The 25,325-nt window shown below is 70.6% G+C and carries 27 protein-coding genes; 20 read left to right on the forward strand and 7 right to left on the reverse strand.

Translation table 11 applies throughout. The features are described 5' to 3' along the window. Nucleotides 1–186 precede the first annotated feature (186 nt). On the reverse strand, nt 187–612 hold the full coding sequence (locus tag AB0K15_RS35610; RefSeq protein ID WP_364060772.1) for a transcriptional repressor: 426 nt from the start codon (nt 610–612) through the stop codon (nt 187–189). Nucleotides 613–773: 161 nt separating this feature from the next. Between AB0K15_RS35610 and AB0K15_RS35615 the strand changes: the two genes are divergently transcribed. The 4 genes from AB0K15_RS35615 (at nt 774) to AB0K15_RS35630 (ending at nt 5,264) form a co-directional block, all read left to right on the forward strand. Next, on the forward strand, nt 774–1,202 hold the full coding sequence (locus AB0K15_RS35615; RefSeq protein WP_364060775.1) for a transcriptional repressor: 429 nt from the start codon (nt 774–776) through the stop codon (nt 1,200–1,202). Nucleotides 1,203–1,313: 111 nt separating this feature from the next. Continuing rightward, complete coding sequence (locus AB0K15_RS35620) at nt 1,314–3,995, forward strand: ABC transporter permease (RefSeq protein ID WP_364060778.1); 2,682 nt, start codon at nt 1,314–1,316, stop codon at nt 3,993–3,995. Continuing rightward, nucleotides 3,982–4,647 carry an ATP-binding cassette domain-containing protein gene (locus tag AB0K15_RS35625; RefSeq protein ID WP_364060781.1) on the forward strand — a complete coding sequence of 222 codons (666 nt, stop codon included), beginning with the start codon at nt 3,982–3,984 and terminating at the stop codon, nt 4,645–4,647. The genes AB0K15_RS35620 and AB0K15_RS35625 overlap by 14 nt, the downstream gene beginning before the upstream one ends. Beyond that, the gene (locus AB0K15_RS35630) at nt 4,644–5,264 is read left to right on the forward strand and encodes an ABC transporter ATP-binding protein (protein ID WP_364060784.1); all 621 of its coding nucleotides are present in this window, start codon (nt 4,644–4,646) and stop codon (nt 5,262–5,264) included. Before AB0K15_RS35625 ends, AB0K15_RS35630 begins: the two co-directional genes overlap by 4 nt. Here the strand turns inward: AB0K15_RS35630 and AB0K15_RS35635 are convergent. Continuing rightward, the gene (locus AB0K15_RS35635) at nt 5,258–5,794 is read right to left on the reverse strand and encodes a helix-turn-helix transcriptional regulator (protein WP_364060787.1); all 537 of its coding nucleotides are present in this window, start codon (nt 5,792–5,794) and stop codon (nt 5,258–5,260) included. The two genes, AB0K15_RS35630 and AB0K15_RS35635, sit on opposite strands and share 7 nt — an antisense overlap. A gap of 61 nt (nt 5,795–5,855) precedes the next feature. On the opposite strand from AB0K15_RS35635, the gene AB0K15_RS35640 reads away from it, so the two are divergent. Both AB0K15_RS35640 and AB0K15_RS35645 read left to right on the forward strand, forming a co-directional pair. Continuing rightward, nucleotides 5,856–6,815: a hypothetical protein gene (locus AB0K15_RS35640; protein ID WP_364060790.1), complete on the forward strand. Its 960-nt coding sequence runs from the start codon at nt 5,856–5,858 to the stop codon at nt 6,813–6,815. Between the two features lie 29 nt (nt 6,816–6,844). Continuing rightward, nucleotides 6,845–7,189, forward strand: coding sequence for a hypothetical protein (locus AB0K15_RS35645; RefSeq protein ID WP_364060793.1), 345 nt, complete (start codon nt 6,845–6,847; stop codon nt 7,187–7,189). A gap of 225 nt (nt 7,190–7,414) precedes the next feature. Here AB0K15_RS35645 and AB0K15_RS35650 read toward each other — a convergent pair whose 3' ends face one another. Continuing rightward, on the reverse strand, nt 7,415–8,632 hold the full coding sequence (locus AB0K15_RS35650; RefSeq protein ID WP_364060796.1) for a CopD family protein: 1,218 nt from the start codon (nt 8,630–8,632) through the stop codon (nt 7,415–7,417). Nucleotides 8,633–8,806: 174 nt separating this feature from the next. Between AB0K15_RS35650 and AB0K15_RS35655 the strand changes: the two genes are divergently transcribed. From AB0K15_RS35655 to AB0K15_RS35670, 4 genes are read left to right on the forward strand one after another with little or no spacing between them, the layout of a single operon-like run. Continuing rightward, on the forward strand, nt 8,807–9,886 hold the full coding sequence (locus AB0K15_RS35655) for an isocitrate/isopropylmalate family dehydrogenase (protein WP_364060799.1): 1,080 nt from the start codon (nt 8,807–8,809) through the stop codon (nt 9,884–9,886). Between the two features lie 8 nt (nt 9,887–9,894). After that, a complete protein-coding gene (locus AB0K15_RS35660; protein ID WP_364060802.1) occupies nt 9,895–11,244 on the forward strand; it encodes an NAD-dependent succinate-semialdehyde dehydrogenase in 1,350 nt (449 codons plus the stop codon). Next, complete coding sequence (locus AB0K15_RS35665) at nt 11,241–11,657, forward strand: cupin domain-containing protein (RefSeq protein ID WP_364060805.1); 417 nt, start codon at nt 11,241–11,243, stop codon at nt 11,655–11,657. Before AB0K15_RS35660 ends, AB0K15_RS35665 begins: the two co-directional genes overlap by 4 nt. Before the next feature lie 9 nt (nt 11,658–11,666). Next, entirely contained in the window at nt 11,667–12,545 is an 879-nt protein-coding gene (locus tag AB0K15_RS35670; protein WP_364060808.1) for a GntR family transcriptional regulator, read from the forward strand. Here the strand turns inward: AB0K15_RS35670 and AB0K15_RS35675 are convergent. Next, nucleotides 12,542–13,444, reverse strand: a complete 903-nt coding sequence (locus tag AB0K15_RS35675) for a MurR/RpiR family transcriptional regulator (RefSeq protein WP_364060811.1) — start codon at nt 13,442–13,444, stop codon at nt 12,542–12,544. The two genes, AB0K15_RS35670 and AB0K15_RS35675, sit on opposite strands and share 4 nt — an antisense overlap. Before the next feature lie 77 nt (nt 13,445–13,521). Next, nucleotides 13,522–14,355, reverse strand: coding sequence for a PHB depolymerase family esterase (locus tag AB0K15_RS35680; RefSeq protein ID WP_364060814.1), 834 nt, complete (start codon nt 14,353–14,355; stop codon nt 13,522–13,524). A gap of 179 nt (nt 14,356–14,534) precedes the next feature. Between AB0K15_RS35680 and AB0K15_RS35685 the strand changes: the two genes are divergently transcribed. The 9 genes from AB0K15_RS35685 to AB0K15_RS35725 all read left to right on the forward strand — a co-directional run bounded on the left by AB0K15_RS35685 (nt 14,535) and on the right by AB0K15_RS35725 (nt 22,440). Beyond that, on the forward strand, nt 14,535–15,674 hold the full coding sequence (locus AB0K15_RS35685) for a C45 family peptidase (protein WP_364060817.1): 1,140 nt from the start codon (nt 14,535–14,537) through the stop codon (nt 15,672–15,674). Then, nucleotides 15,674–16,417, forward strand: a complete 744-nt coding sequence (locus AB0K15_RS35690) for an amino acid ABC transporter ATP-binding protein (protein ID WP_364060820.1) — start codon at nt 15,674–15,676, stop codon at nt 16,415–16,417. The genes AB0K15_RS35685 and AB0K15_RS35690 overlap by 1 nt, the downstream gene beginning before the upstream one ends. Before the next feature lie 43 nt (nt 16,418–16,460). Further along, a complete protein-coding gene (locus AB0K15_RS35695) occupies nt 16,461–17,405 on the forward strand; it encodes a transporter substrate-binding domain-containing protein (protein WP_364060823.1) in 945 nt (314 codons plus the stop codon). A 25-nt stretch (nt 17,406–17,430) separates the two neighbouring features. Then, nucleotides 17,431–18,075, forward strand: coding sequence for an amino acid ABC transporter permease (locus AB0K15_RS35700; protein ID WP_220243445.1), 645 nt, complete (start codon nt 17,431–17,433; stop codon nt 18,073–18,075). After that, nucleotides 18,072–18,947, forward strand: a complete 876-nt coding sequence (locus AB0K15_RS35705) for an amino acid ABC transporter permease (protein ID WP_364060826.1) — start codon at nt 18,072–18,074, stop codon at nt 18,945–18,947. The genes AB0K15_RS35700 and AB0K15_RS35705 overlap by 4 nt, the downstream gene beginning before the upstream one ends. A gap of 20 nt (nt 18,948–18,967) precedes the next feature. Then, nucleotides 18,968–20,161: an ornithine--oxo-acid transaminase gene (rocD, locus tag AB0K15_RS35710; protein ID WP_364060829.1), complete on the forward strand. Its 1,194-nt coding sequence runs from the start codon at nt 18,968–18,970 to the stop codon at nt 20,159–20,161. A gap of 97 nt (nt 20,162–20,258) precedes the next feature. Then, on the forward strand, nt 20,259–21,119 hold the full coding sequence (locus AB0K15_RS35715; protein WP_364060832.1) for an alpha/beta hydrolase: 861 nt from the start codon (nt 20,259–20,261) through the stop codon (nt 21,117–21,119). Nucleotides 21,120–21,124: 5 nt separating this feature from the next. After that, nucleotides 21,125–21,715 carry a TetR/AcrR family transcriptional regulator gene (locus AB0K15_RS35720; RefSeq protein WP_364060835.1) on the forward strand — a complete coding sequence of 197 codons (591 nt, stop codon included), beginning with the start codon at nt 21,125–21,127 and terminating at the stop codon, nt 21,713–21,715. Next, nucleotides 21,712–22,440, forward strand: coding sequence for a class I SAM-dependent methyltransferase (locus AB0K15_RS35725; protein ID WP_364060838.1), 729 nt, complete (start codon nt 21,712–21,714; stop codon nt 22,438–22,440). Before AB0K15_RS35720 ends, AB0K15_RS35725 begins: the two co-directional genes overlap by 4 nt. A gap of 373 nt (nt 22,441–22,813) precedes the next feature. On the opposite strand, the gene AB0K15_RS35730 is transcribed toward AB0K15_RS35725, so the two are convergent. Beyond that, nucleotides 22,814–24,175, reverse strand: a complete 1,362-nt coding sequence (locus tag AB0K15_RS35730) for an NAD-dependent succinate-semialdehyde dehydrogenase (protein WP_364060841.1) — start codon at nt 24,173–24,175, stop codon at nt 22,814–22,816. A 260-nt stretch (nt 24,176–24,435) separates the two neighbouring features. Here AB0K15_RS35730 and AB0K15_RS35735 point away from each other — a divergent pair, with 260 nt between their 5' ends. Further along, nucleotides 24,436–24,954: a lytic polysaccharide monooxygenase auxiliary activity family 9 protein gene (locus tag AB0K15_RS35735; RefSeq protein WP_364060844.1), complete on the forward strand. Its 519-nt coding sequence runs from the start codon at nt 24,436–24,438 to the stop codon at nt 24,952–24,954. A gap of 54 nt (nt 24,955–25,008) precedes the next feature. On the opposite strand, the gene AB0K15_RS35740 is transcribed toward AB0K15_RS35735, so the two are convergent. Continuing rightward, the gene (locus tag AB0K15_RS35740; protein ID WP_364060847.1) at nt 25,009–25,269 is read right to left on the reverse strand and encodes a PLD nuclease N-terminal domain-containing protein; all 261 of its coding nucleotides are present in this window, start codon (nt 25,267–25,269) and stop codon (nt 25,009–25,011) included. Nucleotides 25,270–25,325: the final 56 nt, after the last annotated feature.

Consider the following 25,325-nt stretch of genomic DNA (forward strand, 5'->3'; position numbering starts at 1 on the left):
CGAGTGGGTCGCACTTCTCATCCTGCCGCCGAAAGACCCGTCCCCATCCTCAGACCCCGTCAGCCGACACCAACGTCACGACCCGCAACAGCTAGCTGCCGGCTGTTGACCTTCGCGGCCTCCGCCAGAGCCGATCCTCGCCGGGGACACCCGATCCGGCGGCCGTCAGTCCGTTGTGGACGGACGTCACCCGGCAGCAGCGGCGCACGCATCGCACACGCCCCACCACGTCACCTCGGCCGCTTCGACGCGGAAGCCCGGCGCGGTGATCGGGTCGAGGCACGGCGGGGCACCGACGGCGCACGGCACGTCCTGGATCGCGCCGCAGCCGCGGCACACGAGGTGGTGGTGGTTGTCGTGGCGCTGCGGTTCGAAGCGCGCGGGTGAGCCAGCGGGTTCCAGCGAGCGCAGCAGGTCGGCCGAGACGAGGTCTTCGAGCACGTTGTACAGGCCCTGACGGGAGAGCCCGCCGGCCACGCCGTCGGCTTCGAGGTCCACGGCGAGCTCGGCCGCCGTCGAGTGCGGGTGCCGCTCGACCGCGGCCAGCACCGCTCGCCGCTGCGGCGTGTTGCGCAGTCCTACCCGGCGCAACCGCACCCCGAACCCGTCCATGGCCGCAGCGTACCCCAGAATGGACTGCATCAAGTCTGCCGTGGAGAAGCTCACAGGTGCCCCGCCGAACGCCTGCCCACCTGCCGTTACGCCGCCGAGTAACGCATACTTGACTCCATCAGACAATTGACTGCATCAACTCTAGGCACTAGAAAGGTCGTGTGCCCCCGACTCCCACGCTTCCGCAGCCGCCGCCCGGCCACATCGACGCCGGGGCCCGCCTGCGCCGCGCCGGCCTGCGCGTGACCACCGCCCGCCAGGTCGTGCTCGAAACCCTCGCCGAGCAGCCGCACACCACCGTCGCCGAACTGCTCCCCCACGTCCGCCGCCGCCTCCGCTTCGCTTCCACGCGGGCGATCCACGACGTCCTCGCCACCGGTGTGTCCGCCGGGCTCGTCCGCCGCTTCGACACCGTCGGCGTCGCCCAGCGCTACGAGCTGACCGGCCCCGAACACGGCCACCTGCTGTGCACGAACTGCGGCCGCCTCGACTCCGTCGGCACGGCCGAAGCCACCAGCGCGCCGATCCTCACCGGCGTTTGCTCGCACTGCGCTCCAGACGGGCACGCACACCCCGAACCGGCCCGCTGAGCGGGATTTCGCCACAGTCCGTCGTCGCGCGAGTGTGGCCGGCCGACGCGGGCGTCTCGAAACGATCTCGGCGCGCACTGACCGGCAACCGCTTGTGTGAAACTCCTCGGCATGCCGAGGAGGGGGTTGCCCACGCCGTGGTCGCGGGCCGTGCGGACGGGGTGGCGCAATCCGGCGGTGGTGATCGCCGTCGCGGCGGCCGCGGTTCTGGTGGCACTGCCCGCCACGGCCGTCGCGTTGTTCCTCTCGGCGGCGGGCAACGCGACGCTGCAGCAGCAGACGTCGCTGGCGTGTGGGTGGGCGGTCGGCGCGCAGTGGCAGGGCGGCCTGCCCATGCGGCAGCGCGACCCCGCTGTGGCCGAGCAGGTCGGCAGGAACCTCTACGACACGCGCGCGAGGCTCGCCGGACAGGCCACGGCCGAGGTACCCCGGGCTTCGGCGCCGGTGTCGACCGTGGTGTCCGGCGCGTCGGTGGAAACGGCGACGGGCACGCCGACGAACCCGGAACAGACGGTCGTCAACCTCATCTCGCGCACGGATTTCCAGAACCACATCCAGGTGGTCCAGCGCGGGACCGGGCCGGGAATCTGGCTGCCGGACCAGTTCGCCGCGCTCAAGAACCTCCACGCCGGCGACCTCGTGACCGTCCGCGGCGGCTCCCGCAACGACCTCAAGCCCACCGGCAAAGCCACCGCCCCGGCAGGCGGCAGCACGTCGACGATGCGCGTCGCCGGGATCTACCGCGACCTGCGTTCCCTGCCGGACCAGCAGTACTGGTGCAGCCTCGTCGGCCTCTACCGCGGCAGCCCGCTGTCCAACACCGGCACGTACCCGGTCGCGCTCGTGTCTCCGGACGACTTCTTCCACATCGTCACCCCGGACTCCGGCGTGCAGAACCTGGTGGAGAGCTCCGTCGACACCACCGGGATGACCACGGCGAGCGCCCCGCCCGTGGTGGCCGGGCTGGAGCACGTCCGCGCCCGCACCGAAAACCCCGGCGACCCGCTCGGGCAAGCGTTCCACCGGTTCGGTGGCACGGAGTACACGTCTTCGCTGGGCGGGATGGTGGTCCGCGCCGACCAGGTCACCACGCAGCTGGCGACCACCGTCGTGCCGATGGGCGCGGTGGGCGCGCTGGCCGGGCTCGTGATCGCCGCGGCGGCGGGCTCCTTCTGGGTGGACCGGCGCCGCGCCGAGCTGGCGGTGTTGTCCTCGCGCGGGGTGGGGCCGTTCGCGTTGGTGGGCAAGGCGGTGCTGGAGGTCGGCACAGTCGTGGTGCTCGGCAGCGTCGTGGGCTGGTTCCTCGCGCGTTACCTCGTGGCGGCGCTGGGGCCGAGTCCGCTCGTCACACCCGGCGCGCTCGCCGGCTCGGTGCTCGGCGCCGCGGCCGCCCTGCTGGTGACTCTGGGGGCGATCGCCGTTTCCAGCGGACGCCGGATCACCGCATTGTTCGACGCGCGTACCACCCGCCGCCGCGACTGGCCGTGGGAACTGCTGCCGCTGGGCGCCGCGGTTGTCTGTTATTTCGTGCTCGGTGACGATCCGGAAGCGGGCGTCGGTGCGGCGGGGACCGTCGCGCGGATTCCCCCGCGGCTGATCGTGGTGCCGCTGCTGCTGGTGATCGGCCTGGCGCTGCTGGCCGCGCGCATCGTCCGGTTCTCCGTGGTCCGCCTGCGGCCGGTGGCCCTGTCGCGGGCCGTCGCCTTCCTGTCCTGGCGGCGGCTCGCCTCCGCACCGGCCGCCGCGGCCGTGCTGATCGGCGCGACGGCGATCCCGATCGCGCTGTCGGTGTACGCGACCACGGTCACCGGCTCGGTCCAGCGCACGCTGCACGCCGAGGGCCAGCTCGTGGTCGGCACCGACGTCGTCGTCGACCTGACCGGGCCCGCGCAGGCGCCACCCGGGTTCGCGGCCGGCTTCGTCGAGCGCTACGACTCCGGCACGATCGGCCACACCACCGTCAACGTCCTCGGCGTCGACCCGGCGACGTTCACGAACACCGCCTTCTGGGACAACCTCCTGCCCGGCCCGGCCCTCGACGATCTGATCGCCGGGCTGACCGCACCCGGCGCACCCGCCGGTGTGCTGGCCGGGATCCCCGGCACGTCCGGGCCGACGCCGGTGGAGATCAACGGTCACACCGTCGAGTTCTCCGTCACCAGCGTCCCCCAGCTGCCCGGCAAGAGCGCCGGGTTCCCCCTGATGATCGTCCGCCGCGACGTGCTGACGCAGCTCGCCGGGGAGAACCTGCACCACGAGCTGTGGCTGCGCGGCGACCCCGCGCGGATCGTCCCCGCGCTGTCGGCCGCTCACGTCCCCGTCGGCACGCTGAGCCAGGCCCAGGACGTGACCGCCAACGGGGTCTACGCGGCGATCACCTACACGTTCCTGTTCCTGACCGCGGTGTCCGTGCTCGCCGGCGCGATCGTGCTCGTGGGGCTGTTGCTGTACCTGAATTCCCGGGCGCGGGCGAGGCGCAGCGCGTACTTGTTGTTGCGGCGCATGGACATCGGGCCCCGCGCACACTGGCGCGCCCTGCTCTACGAAGTCGGCGGCCTGCTGGCCACGGGCTTCGTGGCCGGTCTCGGCTTCGCCGCCATCGCCGTCGCGATCACCAGCGCGGGCTACGACCTCGACCCGGCCGCCGCACCCGGCACCCTGATCGCCGCACCGTGGTCGCTCACCGCCCGCCTCGCCGCGGCGACCCTGCTGGCCGCCGTGCTCGCCACGCTGGCCGCCCAGCGCGCCGTCTCGCGCGCCCGCCCGTCGGAGGTGCTGCGTGACACGAACTGACGCGCTCCGGTGCGAAGACGTGTACCAGACCTACCGGACCGCGACCCACGATGTCGTCGCCCTGCAAGAGGTTTCCGTGTCCGCCGCCCGCGGCCGGGTCACCGCGCTAGTCGGGCCGTCCGGCTCCGGCAAGTCCACCCTGCTGCGGATCCTCGCGTGCCTCGAACGCCCCGTCCGCGGCCGCGTCGAGGTCGACGGCGTCGACGCGACGGCGTTGTCGGCTCGGGGCCGCCGGGGGTTGCGCCGGAAACGGCTCGGCTACGTCTTCCAGAACCCCGTCGACAACCTCCTCGGCTACCTCACCGTCGACGAGCACCTCGAACTCGCCACCCGCCTGCGCGGTACCGGCACCCCGTCGAGCGAACTGCTCACCACCCTCGGGCTCGGGCACCGCGGCGACAGCAGACCCAGCGGCCTCTCCGGCGGCGAACAGCAACGCGTCGCCCTCGCCTTCGCCGCTGCCGGCGATCCCGCCGCGCTGCTCGCCGACGAGCCGACGGCCCAGCTCGACCGCGCGTCGGCCCACCTCGTCGGCGACGCCGTTCGCCGGCTGGCGGTGCTCGGGCACGCCGTCGTGGTCGCCACCCACGACCCCGAACTGGTCACCGCGGCCGATGACGTGATCGAACTCGTGGACGGACGCATCCGATGACCGTGCTCACCCTCACCGACGTCTCGAAGAGCTACCGCAGCACCCAGGTCCTGCGCCCGATCAGCTTCGCGCTGCACCCCGGCGAGCTCGTCGCGTTGACCGGCCCGTCGGGTTCCGGCAAAAGCACGCTGCTGATGATCGCCGGTGGCTGGGAAACCCCGGACACCGGCAGCGTCACACCGGGTTCGGTGCTGCCGGACGTCCCGATGGCGCGAATGCCTTGGCAGCACCTGGGTTTCGTGCCGCAGTCCATCGGCTTGTTCGACGAGCTCACCGTCGCCGACAACCTCGCCTTCGCCGCCCGCACCGGCGGCAACGCCGATCTCGCCAAGCTGCTGGAAACCCTCGACCTCGCCAAGTTCGCCGACCGTCTCCCCACCGAAATCAGCCGCGGGGAACAACAACGCGCCGCCGTCGGCCGCGCGCTGGCCACCGCGCCCACCCTCGTGCTCGCCGACGAACCGACGTCACACCAGGACCGCACCCACGCCGAGGTCGTCCTCGCCCGCCTGCGCACCGCCGCCGACGCGGGCGCCGCCGTGCTCGTCGCCAGTCACGACCCCCTGCTGGCCGCGCACACCGACCGCACGATCGCGTTGACGGGCGCCGCTCACTGAGGCCAGGCGAGCTCGCCGTCGCCGATGCGGTCCGCCGTGCGCCCCAGCCACTCGATGTCGTGGCGCAGCCGCGAGAGCAGGTAGTACGCCTCGATCATGTGGACCTCGAGCGTGGCCGCTTCGCGCGTGGCGGTTTCGAGCCCTTCGATCTCCCCTCGCACGAGCTCGATCCGCTCGCGCAGCACGGCTTGCGCTTCTGACGGCGGCAGAATCCCGAGGTACGCCAACGCCGTCACGAACGGCGGCCCGCCGGTCAGATCCGCGCCGAGCTGCTTGCGCACGCGCTCGGCCAGCGCGGCGACGCCGTCGTCGGTCACCGCGAGCACGTCGCGCTCGGCCCCGCCCGTGGTGGCGACCCACCCTTCGGCGGTGAGCCGGTCCAGCAGTGTGTAGACGGTCGCGTTGCGCACTTCGAGGTAGCCGTAGCGGCTGCGGACCTCGCTGAACACCGCGTACGCGTGGCGCGGCTGCTCCACGAGCAAGCCGAGGATCGGCAGCACCAGCGGGTTGTCGAGCGCGTTCTTGGGCACGCTTGAACAGTATCCCATTGCCCGTATACGGTTAGCCGTATACGGCTATGAGGAGGTACCTGTGATCTTCGGGATCTGGCCCGGTGTCGTCGACGCCGACCTGGTCGAGCTGAAGCCGCTGCCCTGCCCGCCGGAGGACCCCGGCGCGACGTTGGCGGCCTTGAAGGAACTCCAGGGGGACGCGCCGCACTTCTACGTCCGCAGCTACCGGCACTTCGGGAACGAGTGGTCCCGGACACCCGAACGGCCCGAGCTGTACGCGGGCGAGGGCCGGCTGATCGACCTGGTCGCGTGCTACCAAAGCCGCGAACCCGACCCGGACGGCTTCGCCGGCTTCGTCCGCCAGGCCGTCCGCGACGTCGCCGCCTGGGGCGGCGGCAAGGTGCAGGTCGGCGAAGAGCTCAACGTGCCGGCCCCGCTCGACGGCGGCAGCCCGGGCTGCTTCGAAGCCGTCGGCGCCGGCGTCGCCGCCGCCTTCGCCGAACGCGAGCGCCTCGGCGCCGACGTCCGGATCGGCGTGAACTCCGCCGGCCCCGCCGACCCCGCGTTCTGGGGACGCCTGGCCTCGGCGATCGGCCCGGACCACCTGGCGCGACTGGACTTCGTCGGCCTCGACCTCTTCCCCGACGTCTTCCGCCGCATCCCGCACGACCGGCTCGCCGCGGCCGTGACCTTCCTGCTCACGGGATTCCGCTCGGTCACCACCGCCGCCGGCGTCCCCGCGACCACGCCCATCCACATCACCGAAACGGGCTGGCCCACCGGCGACGACCGCGCCGAAGCCACCCAGCGCGTGGTCCTGGAAACCGTCGCCCAGTCCATAGTGGACTCGGACGCCGGCGTCGCGGCCTACGAACTCTTCGGCCTGCGCGACACCCGCTCGGACGCCGGGTGGACCAGCGGCTTCGGCCTGCTCCGGGACGACTACTCGCCCAAGCCCGCGTTCCCTGCCATGTGCGACTTCATCCGCCGCACGATCCGGCCGAAAGGAGGAGGCGGCCCGGCCGTTCAGCCGAAGTGATCGCGCCGGACGCGCACGACGCTGAGCGCATGAACAAAGCCGTTGTCGCCCTGTTGCTTCCCGCCCTGGTGCTGCCGCTCGCGGCGTGTGGCGCCAAGAGCCACACCTACGACACCAAGTTCGCCGTGGACGGCAAAGGCCCCGCGAAGATCACGCTGACCTATCCGGGCGTGAAGCAGCCTGACGTCACCACCGCGACACTGCCGACCGAGATCGGGCGCATCCCCGAGGGGCTCGGGAAGGTGACCATGCGCGTCGAGGCCCAGGACGGCCCGGCGACCTGCCGGATCACCGTGGAGCGGAAGCAGGTCGATCAGCACACCGGGAAAGACGTCTCCTGCGCCACGGAGGTCACCGAGGACACGCAGAACTAGACCGCGCCGTCACGACGGGAACCGCTCACCTCCGCGAAGACACGCGCAACGCCAGCGCCAGCACCGCCGAAAGAGCCACCAGCGCCACCGCGGAAACCACCGTGCCCATGCCCGCCACCACCTTCTCGTTCTGGACCCTCACGGTCTCCCGAACGGCGGTGGGGCGGGCATGGGCCCGACGAAGGCTTGACTCGCCAACGCACTTCCCTGACGAGCCCTTGACGCTCAGCTCTCGGCGGCCACGGCCTCACGCTGCTGGACCTCGTCGGCGCGCACCGCCGAACGAGACAGGCGGTCGGACACCTTCGCGGTGGTCACGAAGGAGACCGCGATCAGGATCGCCAGCACCACACCGATGCCGATCACGCTGCCGCTCAGCGTCGGGTCGGCGAGGTCGCCGGCCTCGGCGCGCGCCGAGCCCGTCAGGAACGAGAGCACGAACAGCACTCCGATGGCCAGGACGACTTCCACGGTCACCAGCACGGGGAACGTGCGCAGCGCCAGCTTGAACACCGAGCCCTCCGCGCCGGCCGCTCGGGCGCGGGCGATGCGCGGCATCATCACGAACTCGTTGGCCGCACCGATGCAGATCATCGTGAGGACCAGAGACACCTTGATGACGAGGAAGCGCCCGAAGCTCGTGGTGAACAGCTCCGACGGGCTGCCGATCAGCGTGTAGGCCAGGTACAGGCCGGTGATCAGGATGCAGCCGACGGCGACCATGGCCAGCGTCGAGAACCGCGTCCAGATCTGGGCGAACGTGTCGCCGGCACCGCGGGTGAGCTTGCGCCGAGAGAAGGCCAGGATCACCAGGCCCGCGATGCCGCCGACCCACGTCGAGATCGAGAAGACGTGCAGGTGGTCGAGCAGCGAGTTGGCGATGGTGTCGCCGGTCGCCTTGGCGAAGTTCGTCGGCAGCAGCGTGACCTGGTAGGCCACGAAGTTGATGACGAGCGACGTCAGCGTGAGCACGCCGAGCTTTTCCCGCAGCCGCGGCGAGAACGCCAGCATCAGCACGATCGCCGCGAGACCCCACAGCGAGTACTGGATCAATGCCTCGGCGCCGCTGGAGATCCAGTCGCCCTTCTTGCCCGGCACCGAGATGAAGCGCCAGACCGCCGCCGGTGACAGCGCGTCGCCGAACGGGATTTCCTTGCCCTTCACGCGGGCGCCCTTGCCGGCGATCTGGAAGTACAGCGCCACCAGGAACCACGTGCCGACGAGCGCGTAGTAGAGGCCGGCGCGGCGTTGCAGCACCGCACGGTCGGCCGGGTCGACCGACGGCCGTCTCAAGACGGGCCGCAGCACGATCAGGTACAGCATGCAGCCGCCGATCGACCCGATCAGGCCGGCGAAGTAAGCCATTTTCGTGATGACCCGCCAAACCTCGGGGGTCGGGTTCGCTTCGGCCGCGGACACGGCCTGGGTGAGCAGCAGCGACATCGGCAGCCATCTCCTCGAGCGGGGGGACTTGAGCCGGACAGGTGGGGAGGCTCTTGGCGGTGAAAGGTAGCTGATCCTACAACGATTGTGAAGACTGAAGCGTCCACTACATTGATGGTATATTGCTAGAGTGAAAAACCAGAGTCGAAAAATCCGCAGTTGGAAGGAGTGTCCGTGAAAGTCCTCGTCCTGCCCGGCGACGGAATCGGCCCGGAGATCACGGCGGCGACCCTGGACGTGCTCGGCGCCGCGGACCGGCGGCTCGGGCTCGGCCTGAGCTTCGAGGTACGCGACATCGGCCTGGCCTCACTCGCCACCGACGGCACCACACTGCCGTCGTCGGTCCTCGAGCGCGTGCCCGAGGTCGACGGCACGCTCCTCGGCCCGGTGTCGCACTACGAGTACCCGCCGCGCGAGGAGGGCGGGATCAACCCGTCCGCCGCGCTGCGGACCACGTTCGAGCTGTTCGCCAACGTGCGCCCGTGCCGTTCGCGCGAGGGCCTGAGCATCCTGCGCAAGCCCATGGACCTCGTGATCGTGCGCGAGAACACCGAGGGCTTCTACTCCGACCGCAACATGTTCGCCGGCACCGGCGAGTTCATGCCCGACCCCGATCTCGCGCTGTCCGTGCGCAAGGTCAGCGCGCGCGGTTCCGCCCGCGTCGCGCGAGCGGCGTTCGAGCTCGCCCGCGGCCGCCGCGGCAAGGTCACGGCGGTGCACAAGGCCAACGTGCTCAAGCTGTCCGACGGCCTGTTCCTGCGCGAGGTGCGCGCGGTCGCCCAGGAGTTCCCCGACGTGGAGCTGGAAGAGCTGATCGTCGACGCGGCGGCGGCGCTGCTCGTGCGCGACCCGGCGCGCTTCGACGTGCTGGTGACCACCAACATGTTCGGCGACATCCTGTCCGACGAAGCCTCGGAGCTGTCCGGCAGCCTCGGCCTCGGCGGCTCGATCAACGCCGGGCACGACGTCTGCGTCGGCCAGGCGCAGCACGGTTCGGCCCCGGACATCGCGGGCCGGGGCGTGGCCAACCCGGCGTCGCTCATCCTGTCCGCGGCGATGCTGCTCGACTGGCGCGGGCGCCGCGACGGCAACGACGCGCTCGTGGCGGGCGCGCAGCTCGTGACCCGCGCGGTGGACTCCGTGCTCGACAACCCGGCGACGCGCACCGCGGACGTCGGCGGCACACTCGGCACCGAAGCGTTCGCCGGCGCGGTTTCCGAGTCCGTCACCGGCCTCCCGGTGGGTGCGCGATGATCCGGTCCGTGAACCCGGCGACGGGCAAGCCACTGTCCACTTACGACTTGCACACGGCCGAAGAGGTCGACGCCGCACTGGATGCGGCCGTGGCCACGCAGGCCGAGTGGTGCGAGAAATCGCTTTCCGGACGCGTCGAGCTGCTGCGCGAGCTGGCGGCGGTCCTGCGCGCGGGCAAGGCCGGATACGCGCGGCTGATCACCGAGGAGATGGGCAAGCCGCTCGCCGAGGCCGAGGCCGAGATCGAGAAGTGCGCGCTCAACTGCGTGCACTACGCCGAGCACGCCGCGGAGTACCTGGCCGAGCGCCCGGTGCTGGCCGAGGCGTCCGTGGTGGCCGAACCGCTCGGCGTGGTGCTCGCCGTGATGCCGTGGAACTACCCGTTCTGGCAGTTCTTCCGCTTCGCCGCCCCGGCGCTGGCCGCGGGCAACGGCGCGATCCTCAAGCACGCCACCAACGTGCCGGGCTGCGCGCTCGCGATCGAGGACGTGTTCCGCAAGGCCGCGGCGCCCGCCGGGCTGGTGCGGGCGCTGCTCGTCGACGTCGGTGAGGTCGCGAAGCTCATCGCCGACGACCGCATCGCCGCTGTCACGCTGACCGGGTCGACCCGGGTCGGCGCGCTCGTGGCGAGCCAGGCCGGCGCCGCGCTCAAGAAGCAGGTGCTGGAGCTCGGCGGCTCGGACCCGTTCGTGGTCCTCGCCGACGCCGACGTGCCGGCCGCCGCCGAGACGGCCGTGCGCGCGCGGTTCCTCAACAACGGCCAGAGCTGCGTCAACGCCAAGCGGTTCATCGTGGACGAAGCCGTGGCCGACGAGTTCGCCGAGGCCTTCACCGCGGCGGTCGAACGGCTGCGGGTGGGCGATCCGGCCGAGGCGGGCACCACCGTCGGCCCGCTCGCGCGCGAGGACCTGCGCGACGGGCTCGACGACCAGGTGCGCCGCACCGTCGCCGCCGGCGGCGTGCTGCGGACGGGCGGCGAGCCCGTGGCCGGCCCGGGGTACTTCTACGCGCCGACGGTGCTCGACCGCGTGAAGCCGGGCATGGCGGCGTTCGACGAGGAGACGTTCGGGCCGGTCGCGGCCATCGTGCGCGTCTCGGGCGACGACGAGGCCCTGGCGCTGGCCAACGACACCGAGTTCGGCCTCGGCGCCGCCGTGTGGACGCGGTCTTCGGAACGCGCCCGGCGCTTCGCCAAGGGCCTGCAGGCCGGCGCGGTGTTCGTGAACAGCATGGTCGCCTCCGACCCCCGGCTGCCGTTCGGCGGGATCAAGAAGTCCGGCTACGGCCGGGAGCTGGGCGCGGACGGGATCCGCGAGTTCGTGAACGTGAAGACCGTGTGGTTCGGAGGGACCCGATGACCGAATCGAAGCCGTTCCCGTCCGTGGTGCTGCGGCCGGCCGAGCTGGCCGCGGCCGACCGCGGCGGCGGCGCGCGCACGATCCCGCTGGTCAGCAAGGCGCTGGGCGCCGAGGTGTTCCTCAACGGCCAGACGCTCTTCGACGGCGGCGCGGGCATCCCGCTGCACACGCACAACTGCCCCGAGAGCGTGGTGATCCTGGAGGGCGAGGCGATCGTGGAGATCGACGGCGCCGAGCACCACCTGTCCACTTGGGACACCACCTACGTCGACGCGGGCGTGCCGCACCGGTTCCGCAACGCCTCGCCCACAGCGCCGATGCGGATCCTCTGGACCTACGCCTCGGTGGAGGCCACCCGCACGATCGTCGCGACCGGCACCACCACCCGGGTGGATGCCGAGCACCGGCGCTAGCCTGGGTAAGTGGAACAGACCCCGACCCCGCTCACCCGGCAGGTCGCGGCGCGCATCGTGGGCTACATCCGCGAGACCGCGGCCGAGCCGGGCACGCGGCTGGTGGAGCGCACCCTGGCCGCGCACCTGCGTGTTTCGCGCTCGCCCGTGCGGGCGGCGCTGCGCCTGCTGGCGGACGAGGGGGTGGTGGCCGTCGCCGAGCCCGGCGGCGGCCACACCGTGGCCCGCCCGGTCACCGAGCTCACCGTCGAGACCGGTGACGAGGACGAGGAGCAGTACCTGCGCATCGCGTCGGACCGGCTCGACGGCGAACTGCCCGACCGCGTGAGCGAGAGCGAGCTGGCACGCCGCTACGCCCTCACGCCGGCCCAGGTCACGGCCGTGCTGCGCCGCATCTCCGGCGAGGGCTGGATCGAGCGCCTGCCCGGCTACGGCTGGGAGTTCCAGCCGATGCTGACGTCGCAGGAGTCCTATGAGGACAGCTACCGCTTCCGCCTCGCGCTCGAACCCGCCGCACTGCTGGAACCCGGCTTCGCCGTGGACCACGCGGCCATCGAATTCGTTCGCGCGCAACAGCTCGAGCTCGCCGAGGGTGCCGCGCACACCGTGAGCAACACCGAGCTGTTCGCCCGCAACCGCGCCTTCCACGAGGCAGTGGTGGCGTGCAGCCACAACACGTTCTTCATCGACTCGCTGCGCCGCGTGGACAACCTGCGCCGCCTCATCGAGTACCGGCGGACGCTGCCGCGCGACCGGGCCGCGGTGCGCTGCCGCGAGCACGTCGACATCGCGGACCTGCTGCTGGCCGGACGCACCGCGGACGCGGCGGAGTACCTGCGGCGCCACCTGAGCACCGTCAGCGTGGAGAAAACGGCCAGTTCCGGTTAAGCGACCCCGTCGCCGCGCGGCAGGCGCGGTGCGCGCAGATCGCCGTTGATCAGGTCGGAACGCAAGGAAGTGAGCAGTTCCGACGTCTTCGTGGCGCGGTTTTCGTCGCGGGAGGCCAGGCGCAGCACCAACGCGTCGGTGAGCACCTCCGCGCTCAGCATCTCCCCGGTGAAGTTGCTGGCGCTCTGCGGGGCCGTGAGCGCCACGTCCACGCGGGAGCCGAACAACGGCCCCAGCGAGCTGGACACGAGCACCACCCGGGCGCCGACCTCCTCGGCGTGATCGAGCAGCACCTCGATCTCGCCGAGGATCCGGCCGGGGATGTAGAGCACGACGACGTCGTCCGGGCCGAGGCCGAGCAGGTCGTCGGCCAGCTGGAAGCCCGTGGCGCCCGTGGACCGCGCGCGGCGGCCCATCCGGACCAGGCGCATGGTCAGGTACCGCGCGACCAGGCCCGAGGCCCCCAGGCCGAAGCTGAGGACCTCGCGCGCGTCGTCCAGCAGGTCGACCGCGTGCAGGAACTCGTCGGACTGCACGAGCCGCCAGGTGGCGGCCAGCCGCTCGGTCGCGTCGGTGAAGACCTTGTCCACCACGGCATCGCCCGCGGTGGCGCCGTCGGGCAGCTCGGTCAGCAGCCGGTGCGACGGGCTGGTCTCCAGCGCGACCTCGCGCGCCAGGCTGCGGCGCAGGTCCATCAGGCCCGCGAACCCCAGGGACTTCGCGGTGCGCACCACGGTCGCGTCGCTGGTCGCCGTCGCGCCGCCGATCTGCTCGGCCGTCGCGAATATGGCGTAGCGGCCGTGGTCGCGCAGGTACTCCGCGACGGTCCGCTCGGCCCGCGACATCTTCGGCAGGCACCGCGCGATCCGTGCGCGCAGCGACTCTTCCTCGTTCTCCATCCCACCCTCGTTTCCCGATCCGCGTGCCCACGGGAAGGCCGCCACGGTGCGGCCGTACCCCGTGAACCCGCCACCCGCTACGGCCGGCGCGTCAGCTCCCCGGCGATGAAGGCCTTCACCACCGGCTGGATCAACAACCCCCGGTGCGCGACCCCCGGCACCACGTCGAACTGCACGTCGATCCCGTTGCTCTCGAAATTCTTGCGCAACGTGGTCAGCCGCTCGATCCGCGTGTCACCGCCGGCGTCGATCCCCGGCTCCGCGATCTCCCAGGTGTCCTTGTCCTCGCCGCCCACGATCATCTGCACGGGCAGCTTGCGCAGCGCCTCCACCTGCACGTCGGTGCCGAACAGCTCGCGCACGTCGGCGGTGCCCAGCCACCACGGGACGTCCGGGTCGATCCGCGTGACGCGGCCCGGGGCACCGATGGACAACGCGGCCAGCCGGTCGGCGTGCAGGTAGGCGAAGCGGTGCGCGAACTGCCCGCCGCCGGAGAAGCCGTGCAGGTAGAAGCGGTCGACGTCCACGCGGAAGCGCGCTCCGACCTCGGCGATCATGTCGAGCAGGATCAGGTCGTAGCGGATGCCTTCGAAGCTCAGGCGCTTGAAGCCGTGCAGGTCGCCGGGCTGCGCGATGCCCGCCGGGAACAGCGGCGCGAGCACGATGGTGTCGTTCTGCTCCGCGAACTCACGGTAGTCGTTGCGGTAACGCTCCGCGGTGCGCTGGGTGCCGTGCATCAGGACGAGTAGCGGCAGCGGCGTCTCGGAGGTGCGGTGGGCGCTGGGCACGTAGAGGCAGTAGGAAAAGCGCTGGTCGCTCTGCAGCGCGAAAAACGGCGTCGGCCCGCCGTAGTAGAACTCCGTCGGGTCGAGGACTCGGGCGGAGTCGGGCGTCGCTTGGGGGCTCGTCATGGAGCGGATCTCCTTGGCATGGCGTGGGACCGTCCTGCACCGTCGTAACCATGTAGTAACGACGACAGGTGTTGACAACTTCGTAGCACGGTCTATCTTATCCGTAGCTGCCACTACAAGTTCCTGATGAATGTAGCGCAAACCTTCAACGAATCGCCAGCACCGGGAAAGAGGTATTCATGGCAGTCCGGTTGGTCCAGATCGAAGGTGGCCCCCGTGAGCGGGGGCTCGCCTACGGAGAGGCCGCCAGGGCGGAGATCCGCACGTCGATCGCCTACTACCGCGAGGCTTTCCGGCTCTCCTCGGGTCTGGAGTGGACGGACGTGCAGGCCTCGGCCCGGCGCTGGCGCGCACCGATCGCCGCCGTCGCACCGCACCTGCTCGAAGAGATGGACGCGATCGCCGACGGCGCGGGCGTGCACCAGGACGAGATCCTCGCGCTCAACGCGCGCGGCGAGATCGTCCGCAACAACGACAGCGCCTTCAACCCGGGAGTCGCCGAGGACGAAGAGCCGGCCGACGGCTGTTCCTCCTTCGCCCTGCTGCCCGAGGCGACCGGAGACGGCCACGTCTACTGTGGACAGAACTGGGACTGGCGTGAAGGCACGCAGGACACCGTGGTGCTCCTGCGCGTGGTCCAGCCGCCCAAGCCCACCCTCATCATGCAGGTCGAGGCCGGTCAGATCGGCCGTCACGGCGCCAACTCGGCGGGCATCGCGCTCAACGCCAACGGGCTCAACGGCGCCTTCGGCACACCGATCGGCATCCCGCAGCCGGTGCTGCGCCGGATGATCCTCGACCACGACTACCTCAAGAGCGCCCTGCAGGTGCCCTTCGACGTCCACCAGCACATCGCCACCAACCTGCTGGTGACCCACCGCGGCGGCGTCGCGGTGGACTACGAGACCACCCCCGTCGTGCACCGCTGGGGCCTGCCGTCCCACGGAATGCTGGTGCACGGCAACCACTACCAGTACGGTGTGCCCGACCGGATCGCCGCCACCCACCGCGTGTCCCCTGTGGACTCGCTCTACCGCGTGCAGGTGATCGAACGCGCGCTCGCGTCCGCGCGCACGGCCACCAGCTCCGCCGAGGTGCGCAAGGTCGTCGCCGCGACGATGAGCGACCACACCGGGCACCCCGACGGCGTGTGCGCCCACCCGGACGACCGGGCCCCCGATCTCAAGCGCTACAAGACGATCGCCTCGAGCCTGGTCGACCTGACCAGCGGTGAGTACCGCGTGGCGATCGGCAACCCCTGTGAGAACGACTACGAACTGCTGCCCTGGCAGCTCTACGACGGCCCCGGAGGTCACTGATGCCCGGACCCGTGCTCGCCAGTCTGCGCGGTGTGAACAAGAGCTACGGCGAGGTGCAGGTGCTGCACGACGTCGACCTCGACATCCACCAGGGCGAGGTCGTGGTGATCCTCGGCCCGTCCGGGTCGGGCAAGTCGACGCTGTGCCGCTGCATCAACCGCCTGGAGAAGATCAACTCCGGCACCATCACGCTCGACGGCAAGCCGCTGCCCGCCGAGGGCCGCGAGCTGGCGCGGCTGCGGGCCGACGTCGGCATGGTCTTCCAGTCGTTCAACCTCTTCGCGCACCGCAGTGTGCTCGAGAACGTGACGCTCGGGCCGATCCGCGTCCGCGGGATTCCCAAGCGTGAGGCCGAAGCAACCGCACGACGGCTGCTCGACCGCGTCGGGGTGGCCGACCAGGCCGACAAGCTGCCCGCCGAGCTCTCCGGCGGCCAGCAGCAGCGCGTGGCCATCGCCAGGGCGCTCGCGATGAACCCCAAGATCGTGCTGTTCGACGAACCGACCAGCGCGCTCGACCCGGAGATGGTGAGCGAGGTCCTCGACGTGATGACCTCGCTGGCCGCGGAGGGCACCACGATGGTCGTGGTCACGCACGAGATGGGCTTCGCCCGCCGCGCCGCCCACCGCGTGGTCTTCATGAGCGAAGGCCGCATCGCCGAGCAGGGCACCCCCGAAGAGTTCTTCGACCGCACCGGCACCGCCCGGGCGCGGGACTTCCTGTCCAAAGTCCTCCAGCACTAGTCCCTCCAGCACTGAATTTCCCCACCGTGACAAGGAGAAAGCAATGAAGCTCACCAGAATGACCGCCGCCGTGGGCGCGGTGGTCGTCGCGGGCGCGCTGCTCGCCGCGTGCGGCAGCGCCCCGGCCACGGCCCCCGGCGGCGCTGCCGCGAAGCCGGCCGCCGCCGACGTCGCCAAGATGATCAGCCAGGACGACGCCGTCGCGGGCGCGCCGGTGGGCCAGAACCTGCCGCACTCGCCGGTGCTGGACAAGATCCGCCAGCGTGGCGAGCTGGTCTGGGCCGGCAGCCGCAACACGCTGGGCTTCTCGCAGCTCGACCCGGCCACCGGCAAGATCTCCGGCTTCGACGCCGGCATGGCCGACCTGCTCGCGAAGTACCTGCTGGGCAAGCCGTCGGCGAAGATGCAGAGCGGCGGGTCCGACACCCGTGAGGGCCTGCTCGGCAACCACACGATCGACGTCGCGATCCAGACGTACACGATGACGCCGGAGCGCGCCAAGCTCGTGAACTTCTCCGGCCCGTACTACATGGCCGCCAGCGGCATCATCGTGAAGTCCACGGACACCACGATCAAGAGCGCCAAGGACCTCGCCGGCAAGAAGGTGGCCACCGAGTCCGGTGCGGCGAAGACCGCCCTGGTCACCGAGGTGCCGACCGCGCAGCCGGTGCTGTTCGACACCACCGCGCAGTGCATCGCCGCGGTGGAGCAGGGCCGCGCCGACGCCGTGACGCTGAACAACGCTTCGCTGCTCGGCGCGATCCAGACGCGCTCGGACGTGAAGCTGCTCGACGCGACGTTCGGCTCCAACCCCTTCGGCATCGGCGAGCCCAAGGACGACCCGGTGTTCAAGCAGGTCGTCGACGAGTTCCTGCAGAAGATCGAGGCCGACGGCACCTGGACCAAGCTCTGGCAGGGCACCGTCGGCAAGCTGCTGAAGACCCCGCCGCCCGCCCCGCCGAAGCTCGGCTCCGTCCCCGGCGTCTGAGCCGAACCCCGAAATCGGAGACCCCATGTCCGTGCTCTTCGCGCACCTCGGTGAGCTGCTGACCGGTCTGCTGACGACCCTCGAGCTGGCCGCGATCGCGTTTCCGCTGGCGCTGGTGATCGGCACCCTGCTGGGTGTCTGCCGCGTCAGCCCGATCGGGCCGCTGCGGGCGGCCGCCGGGTTCTACGTGCACTGCCTGCGCAACTCGCCGATGCTGCTGGTGATGGTCATGGTGGTCTTCGGCCTGCCCTACCTCGGCGCGACCGTCCCGTTGTTCGGGTCGGTCGTGCTGGGGCTGGGGCTGTACTTCGGCGCCTACATCTGCGAAACGGTGCGCTCCGGCATCGCCGGCGTGCCACTCGGCCAGATCGAGGCGGCGCGCGCCATCGGCCTCACATTCTCGGGCGTCCTGCGGCAGGTCGTGCTGCCGCAGGCGTTCCGGTCGATGGTGCAGCCGCTGGGCAACATCCTGATCAACGTGTGCCTCGGTTCGGCACTCGGCGCGGCGGTCGGCGTGCAGGAGCTCACCGGTTCGGCGCGTCAGTTCAACCTCGACTTCGCCCAGCCGATCCCGACCTTCATCGCCGCGGTCATCGGCTACCTCCTGATCACCCTGACGATCGGCCAGCTGACCGGCGTCGTCGAACGGAAGGTTCGCATCCGACGATGAAGTCGAGCTCCCCCGCCCTTTTCGACGAACTCGGGCCCCGAGGTCAGAAGCGGCTGAAGGTCGCCACCGTCGTGGCCGTCATCGCGCTGATCGGCATCGTCGGCGGCGCCATCGCCCAGCTCGCCCACGTGCAGCAGCTCACCGCGCGCCTGTGGGCACCGCTCATCGAGTGGTCGAACATCCGGTACCTCCTGCAGGGCCTGCTGACCACGTTGGAGGTCGGCCTCACCGGCGCCGCGATCTCGCTGGTGTTCGGCACGCTGATGGGCCTCGGCCGGCTGTCCACGCACAAGTGGGTCTCGATCCCGTGCGCCGGCCTGATCGAGCTCTTCCGCGCGATCCCGCTGATCCTGCTCGTGTACTTCTTCCTCATCGGCCTGCCCATGTTCGGCTGGAACCTCCCGCCGTTCTGGGTGCTGACCATCCCGATCGTGCTGCACGCCGGGGCGGTCTTCGCCGAGATCGTCCGCGCCGGCGTCAACTCGCTGGACCGCGGCCAGTTCGACGCCGCCGCGGCGATCGGCCTGCGCCGCGGGCAGACGATGGTGCTCGTGGTGCTGCCCCAGGTGTTCCGGTCGCTGCGGCCGGCGCTGGTCACGCAGGTGATCCGCACGTTGAAGGAATCGAGCCTCGGTTACGTCGTCGGCTACCCCGAGCTGCTGCGCGACGGTCAGGTGATCGGCGAGTACAACGCCAACTTCGTGCAAACCTATGCCTTCACCGCGGTCATCTACATCGTCATCAACTTCGGGCTGTCCCGCGTCGCCGAGCTGCTCGACCGGCCGAAGAAGGTCCGGCGCCGCCCGGACCGGCCGGCGCCGGAGCCCGATCCCGAGCCGGCGGCCTCGCAGCCGGCCGGAACCCTCGTCTGATTTTTTCGAAGCGGAGAGAAATGTCCATCACCGGCGAAGAGATCGAACGCGCCGAAGCCGCACTGGCCCACAACTACCACCCGCTGCCCGTGGTGCTCACGGAAGGCAAGGGCGCGTGGGTCACCGACGTCGAAGGCCGGCGCTACCTCGACCTGCTCGCGGGCTACAGCGCCCTCAACTTCGGTCACGGTGACGACGAGCTGCTGGCCGTCGCCCACGCCCAGCTCGACCGGCTGACCCTGACCAGCCGCGCCTTCCACCACAACCAGCTGGGCACTTTCGCCTCCGAGCTCGCCGAGCTGTGCGGCATGGAGATGGTGCTGCCGATGAACACCGGCGCCGAGGCCGTGGAGACGGCCATCAAGACGGCCCGCAAGTGGGGCTACCGCGTGAAGGGCGTGCCGGCCGGGCGCGCGAAGATCGTGGTGGCGGGCGGCAACTTCCACGGCCGGACGGTGACGATCGTCGGGTTCTCGGACGACCCCGAGGCCACCGCCGACCACGGGCCGTTCACGCCGGGGTTCGTGACCGTGCCCTTCGGCGACGCGGAGGCGTTGCGGGCCGCGGTGGACGAGGACACCGTGGCGGTGCTGATCGAGCCGATCCAGGGCGAGGGCGGTGTGGTGCTGCCGCCGGCGGGTTATCTGCGTGAGGTTCGCTCACTTTGCACCGAAGCCGGGGTGCTGTTCGTGGCCGACGAGATCCAGTCGGGCCTCGGGCGGACCGGGCGGACGTTCGCGTGCGACCACGAGGATGTCGTGCCCGACATGTACGTGCTGGGCAAGGCTTTGGGCGGCGGGATCATGCCGGTGTCGGCCGTGGTGTCGCGCCGTGACGTGCTGGGCGTGTTCCGGCCGGGCGAGCACGGCAGCACGTTCGGCGGCAACCCGCTCGCGTGCGCTGTCGGGACGGCGGTGGTGCGGAAGCTGAAGACGGGTGAGCCGCAGCGCCGGGCCGACGAGCTGGGCCGGGTGTTCGCTTCTCTGCTCTCCGCGCTGCCTTCGTCTGCGGTCGACGCGGTGCGGGTGCGCGGTCTGTGGGCCGGCATCGACGTGCGCGGCCGCACGGGCCGGGACGTCTGCGAAGGCCTGCTTCGCCGCGGCGTGCTGGCCAAGGACGCGCACGGCAGCACGATCCGGCTGGCGCCGCCGCTCGTGGTGTCCGAAGAGGACCTGCGCTGGGGCGTTTCGCAGCTGGCCGCCGAACTTTCCTGACCCATCCCCCTGTGCCCGCCGCACCTCCGGGTGTGGCGGGCACAGTTCTGTCCGCCGTCGCATTTACATACAGACTGTATGTATGTATCTTGGGCGCATGACTTCCTCACTCGGACAGGACCACCGCATCCGCCTGCCGCAGGGCGAGGTGCGCTACTACGAACGCGGGGCCGGGCATCCGGTCGTCTTCGTGCACGGGGTGCTCACCAACGCGCTGCTGTGGCGCAAGGTCGTGCCTGCCGTCGCCGAGGCCGGATTCCGTTGCCTGGCCCCGGATCTGCCCCTGGGCGCCCACGAGATCCCCATGCGCGCCGACGCCGATCTGAGCGCCCCGGGCATGGCGACCCTGCTCGGCGACTTCCTCGAGGCCCTCGACCTGCGCGACGTGACCCTGGTGGCCAACGACACCGGCGGCGCCATCACGCAGTTGCTGCTCGCGCGTCATCCGGCGCGCGTCGGCCGGGTGGTGCTGACGCCGTCGGACAGCTTCGAGTACTTCTTCCCGCCGATCTTCAAGCCGCTGCCGACTTTGGCGAAGGTGCCGGGGTCGATGGCCGTGCTGGGTCAGCTGTTGCGGGTTCGGGCGTTGTGGCCGTTGCCGCTGTTGTTCGGGTGGGTGACGAAGAAGCCGCTGGATCCGGCGGTGGCCTCGGAGTACCTGCTTCGCCTGCGCCGATCCCGCGGTGTCCGGCGGGACCTGCGGAAGCTCCTGCGCTCGGTGGATCCGCGGCTGACCTTGGCTGCGGCGGAGCGGCTGCGGTCGTTTTCGCGGCCCGTGCTCCTGGCCTGGGCTTCGGAGGACAAGCTGTTCCCCGTGCGCTTCGCGTACCGGCTGGCGGAACTGCTGCCGGACGCTCGCGTCGTGGAGATCGCCGACTCGTACACCTTCGTCCCGGAGGACCAGCCCGACGTGCTCGCCGGGCACATCGTCGAGTTCGCGAGCGTCATGGCAGATTAGGCCGGGTGAGACGCACTCAGCAGGAACGTTCCGACAGCACGCGCGCGGCCCTCGTCAGCGCCGCCCGCGAGCTCATCGGCACGCGCGGCTACCACGACGTACCGGCCGAAGAGATCACCCGCACGGCCGGCGTCACGCGCGGCGCGCTCTACCACCACTTCGGCGACAAGCTGGGCCTGTTCCGCGCGGTGGTGGAAGAACTGGAACGCGAGCTGACGGCGGAGGTGTCGGCGGTGATGGCTTCGGCCGCCGATCCTCTGGTGGGGATGACGACGGCGCTGGGGACGTTCCTGGAGGCCTGTCTTCGCCCGGAGGTCCAGCGCATCTCCCTGACGGACGCCCCGGCGGTGCTGGGCTGGGACGTCTGGCGCGAGATCGAGGGCGAGTACGGGTTGGGGTTGCTGGTCTCGGCGCTCACTCAGGCCCACGCGGCGGGCTTGATCGTGGACCTGCCCATCGGGACTTTGGCGCAGCTCATCCTGAGCGCGGTGATGGAGGCGGCGCGGATGATCGCTTCGGCTTCGGATCAGGCTGCCGTGCTGGCCGAGACGCAGGCGGTTTTCGCGGGCTGGCTGGGTTCTCTGCTGCGCTCATGACCGTCTACGACAGCATCGGCAAGGACTACTCCCTCGGCCGCCGCACGGACCCTCGGTGGATGGCCCGCATCCTCGCGGCGGTCGGCCCCGCGGTTTCGGTCGTCAACATCGGCGCCGGCACGGGTTCCTACGAACCACCCGCGACCGTGGCGGCCATCGAGCCTTCCCGCCGCATGCTCGCTCAGCGCCCTCCCGCGGCGGCTCCTGCGGTGCGAGCCGTCGCCGAACACCTGCCTTTGCGCTCAGCCTCCGCCGACGTCGCCTTGGCCGTCCTCACGGTCCACCACTGGCCCGACTGGCGCCGCGGCCTCACCGAACTCCGCCGCGTCGCCTCGCGCCAAGTCGTCCTGGCCTACGACACGTCGCTCCACGCCGACTTCTGGCTTACGCGCGAGTACCTCCCGGAAGTCGCTTCGCTGGAACGCTCCCGCCCCTCCGCCACCGACATCGCCACCGAACTGGGCGCCTCCGCGGTCGAGGTGCTGCCCGTTCCGTGGGACTTCCAGGACGGCGTCTACCCCGCCCACTGGCGCCGCCCCGCCGCGTACCTGGACGAACGCGTCCGCCGTTCCTGCTCGGCCCTCGCGCAAACCCCACCCGCCGCCGTGGCCCGCGCCATCACTTCCTTACGCGCCGACTTGGCTTCCGGCACCTGGCAGCGGCGGCATGCCGACCTGCTGGCGCTGGACTCCCTGGACGTCGGTTTTCGGTTGATCAGCACGTGAACGGTTGCCGCTCCTCGGGTCTCGACGGCTCGCCTCGTCGCCCCGATCCCCGCCCAGTGCGGATCGACGTCACTTCAGGTCGGAGTAGCACTCGTCGGGTGCCTGGGTGAAACAGCTGAGCTCGTGGAGCGCTCGCCGGGCCTGCCGTATGTCGGACTGGTGGCCTTCAGGAAGCCGCACCTCTGCTTCCTGAAGGTCCGGCCGCTCCGGATCCGGGATCAACCACAGCCGAACGAGCTCGTCAGCGGACTCGATCACCCGAGCACCCACACCAGAAAAACCAGCAAGCACACACCGCCGACCAAGCCGCCACGGACGAATCCGCGGCGGCTTGACGACGGCCTGACCGGGCCGAGGATCACAACCCGGCAGCTCACAACCGGATCGATTTCTTGTTCATGAACTCCTCAATCCCCAACGGCCCGAGCTCCCGGCCCATCCCCGAGCGCTTGATGCCGCCGAAGGGCAGATCCGCCTGCGAGCCGCCCGATTTGTTGAAGTACACCATTCCCGACTCGATCCGGTTCGCGACCGCGCGCATGCGGGCCGGGTCGGTGCCGAAGACGCTGGCGCCCAGGCCGAACGGCGAGTCGTTGGCGATGGAGATGGCCTCGTCGTCGGAAGAAGCCGGGAAGAGCAGGAACACCGGCCCGAAGATCTCGTCGCGGTAGGCGTCCATGTCGGGGGTCACGTCGGTCAGAACGGTGGCCTCCAGGTACGCGCCCGGGCCCTCCACGCGGTGTCCGCCCGTGCGCAGGACGGCGCCCTGGCGAACGGCCGTCGACACCTGGTCGAAGACCTCGTCGGCGGCGGAGACCGAGGCCAGGGGCGGGAGCTTCGTCGAAGGGTCCGAAGGGTCGCCGGGGAGGTAGAACGAGGCCACGCGCGCGGTCAGCTTCTCCACGAACGCGTCGTACAGCGCCCCCACCACGATGATGCGCTTGGGCGCGTTGCAGGACTGGCCGCAGTTGCGCATGCGGGCCGTGGCCACGGCGTTCACCGTCTCGTCCAGGTCGTCCGTGTCCAGGACGATCAGTGGGTCCGAGCCGCCCAGTTCGAGGACGCAGCGCTTCAGGTTCCGTCCCGCCTCGGCGGCCACCGAGATGCCGGCCTGTTCGCTGCCCGTCAGCGAAACCCCGACGATGCGCGGGTCCGCGAGGATCGACGGGACCTGGCGCGACGAGGCGAACACGTTGACGTACGCGTCCTCCGGCACGCCGGCGTCGCGCAGGACCTGCTCGATCGCGACGGCCGAGCGCGGGCAGATGGACGCGTGCTTGAGCAGGATGGTGTTGCCCAGCACCAGGTTCGGCGCGACGAACCGCGCGACCTGGTACATGGGGAAGTTCCACGGCATCACGCCGAGCAGAGCGCCGATGGGCTCTTTCCGGATGACGGCGTCGCCGCCGCGAATTTTCAGCGGCTCGTCGGCGATGAGGGACGGGCCGTGTTCGGCGTAGTAGGAGAAGATGTCCACGACGATGCCCACCTCGCCGCGGCCCTCGTTGATGCGCTTGCCCATCTCGAGGGTCATGATGGCGGCGAGTTCGTCGGACCGTTCGGCGAACAGCTCGCCCGCGCGCGCGACGATCTCGGCGCGCTCGGCGACCGGCCGTTCCCGCCAGGACAGGTAGCCGCGGTGGACGCGGGCGATCGCGTCGCGCACCTGGTCGTCGGTGGCGTTCTCGATCTGCTCGATCAGTTCACCCGTGGCCGGGTCGGTGACGGTGTACATCGCGGCGAGAGCCTCCGTGTTCGACGAAACGAGCGGTCGGACGCACTCAGGCTACCAAACTGCATACAGTATGCACTAGCCCGGCGAAGGTCGTCCGACTACTCCAGAAGTTTGCTACCTCTTGACCGAAACGCCCGGTTCTCATTATGGTCTAGACCACATTCCCCCTCTTCCCGCCCGCGCACTTCCCACGCGGCGGCTCGATCGCGCCCGTCCAAGGCCATCCGTGGGAGCGGGCACCGCTGTCGAAGGAGCCCGGTATGAAAACGAACCGCAAGCTCGTGGCCGCCCTCGCCGGTGCGGCGATCGCCCCCGTGATCGTGCTGGTCGGCCCCGTGGGCACGGCCAGCGCCCACGGCTACGTCAACGCGCCGGCGAGCCGGCAGGCGCAATGCGCGCAGAACATCGTGTCCTGCGGCGACATCAAGTGGGAACCGCAGAGCGTGGAAGGTGCGAAGGGCCAGCGCACCTGCAACGGCGGCGTCGCGCGCTTCGCCGAGCTCAACGACAACAACAAGCCCTGGCGCGCCACCGCGACCGGCCGCACGGTCACGTTCAACTGGACGTTCACCGCACGGCACAAGACCAGCACCTACGAGTACTACATCGGCACCACGCGCATCGCGAGCTTCAGCGGCAACAACCAGGTGCCGCCGGCCACCGTGTCGCACTCGGTGAACCTGGGCAACCGCACGGGCCACCAGACCGTGCTGGCCATCTGGAACATCGCCGACACCGCCAACGCGTTCTACTCCTGCGTCGACCTGCAGGTGAGCTGACGAAAGCGGCGGACGGGTCCGGAAACCCGTCCGCCGCTTCAGTCCACAACAGACTCAGCGGTACGCCCCGGCCTCGGCGCTGCGCCGCCCCACCAGGAACCACAGCAGCGGTCCGAGGAACGGCGCGCAGAACGCGAACACGACCCACACCAGCTTCATCCCGCCGCCCAGCGGGCTTCCGAGCACGCTGAAGAGCGCGGCGAGGAAGAACACCACCGGGATCAGGATCACCGCGATGATCCCGACGGCGACGGCGATGTTCGCGGCGTGCGGGCCGTCCTGAGCGGCGGCGGCCAGCGCGGTGGGGATGGTCATCGGTCCTCTCCCTGGTTTCTCGTCGGTCCACATCGGACGCGATGGGTCCAGTATGA

It is taken from the genome of Amycolatopsis sp. NPDC049253, from assembly GCF_040678995.1.
Taxonomy (GTDB): Bacteria; Actinomycetota; Actinomycetes; order Mycobacteriales; family Pseudonocardiaceae; genus Amycolatopsis.

Bases quoted from the DNA above. Each gene is read 5' to 3' on its own strand.
- AB0K15_RS35610 (WP_364060772.1), bottom strand. From the start codon at position 612: ATGGACGGGTTCGGGGTGCGGTTGCGCCGGGTAGGACTGCGCAACACG.
- AB0K15_RS35620 (WP_364060778.1), top strand. From the start codon at position 1,314: ATGCCGAGGAGGGGGTTGCCCACGCCGTGGTCGCGGGCCGTGCGGACG.
- AB0K15_RS35630 (WP_364060784.1), top strand. From the start codon at position 4,644: ATGACCGTGCTCACCCTCACCGACGTCTCGAAGAGCTACCGCAGCACC.
- AB0K15_RS35645 (WP_364060793.1), top strand. From the start codon at position 6,845: ATGAACAAAGCCGTTGTCGCCCTGTTGCTTCCCGCCCTGGTGCTGCCG.
- AB0K15_RS35650 (WP_364060796.1), bottom strand. From the start codon at position 8,632: ATGTCGCTGCTGCTCACCCAGGCCGTGTCCGCGGCCGAAGCGAACCCG.
- AB0K15_RS35665 (WP_364060805.1), top strand. From the start codon at position 11,241: ATGACCGAATCGAAGCCGTTCCCGTCCGTGGTGCTGCGGCCGGCCGAG.
- AB0K15_RS35675 (WP_364060811.1), bottom strand. From the start codon at position 13,444: ATGGAGAACGAGGAAGAGTCGCTGCGCGCACGGATCGCGCGGTGCCTG.
- AB0K15_RS35680 (WP_364060814.1), bottom strand. From the start codon at position 14,355: ATGACGAGCCCCCAAGCGACGCCCGACTCCGCCCGAGTCCTCGACCCG.
- AB0K15_RS35685 (WP_364060817.1), top strand. From the start codon at position 14,535: ATGGCAGTCCGGTTGGTCCAGATCGAAGGTGGCCCCCGTGAGCGGGGG.
- AB0K15_RS35690 (WP_364060820.1), top strand. From the start codon at position 15,674: ATGCCCGGACCCGTGCTCGCCAGTCTGCGCGGTGTGAACAAGAGCTAC.
- AB0K15_RS35695 (WP_364060823.1), top strand. From the start codon at position 16,461: ATGAAGCTCACCAGAATGACCGCCGCCGTGGGCGCGGTGGTCGTCGCG.
- AB0K15_RS35700 (WP_220243445.1), top strand. From the start codon at position 17,431: ATGTCCGTGCTCTTCGCGCACCTCGGTGAGCTGCTGACCGGTCTGCTG.
- AB0K15_RS35705 (WP_364060826.1), top strand. From the start codon at position 18,072: ATGAAGTCGAGCTCCCCCGCCCTTTTCGACGAACTCGGGCCCCGAGGT.
- rocD (WP_364060829.1), top strand. From the start codon at position 18,968: ATGTCCATCACCGGCGAAGAGATCGAACGCGCCGAAGCCGCACTGGCC.
- AB0K15_RS35715 (WP_364060832.1), top strand. From the start codon at position 20,259: ATGACTTCCTCACTCGGACAGGACCACCGCATCCGCCTGCCGCAGGGC.
- AB0K15_RS35725 (WP_364060838.1), top strand. From the start codon at position 21,712: ATGACCGTCTACGACAGCATCGGCAAGGACTACTCCCTCGGCCGCCGC.
- AB0K15_RS35730 (WP_364060841.1), bottom strand. From the start codon at position 24,175: ATGTACACCGTCACCGACCCGGCCACGGGTGAACTGATCGAGCAGATC.
- AB0K15_RS35735 (WP_364060844.1), top strand. From the start codon at position 24,436: ATGAAAACGAACCGCAAGCTCGTGGCCGCCCTCGCCGGTGCGGCGATC.
- AB0K15_RS35740 (WP_364060847.1), bottom strand. From the start codon at position 25,269: ATGACCATCCCCACCGCGCTGGCCGCCGCCGCTCAGGACGGCCCGCAC.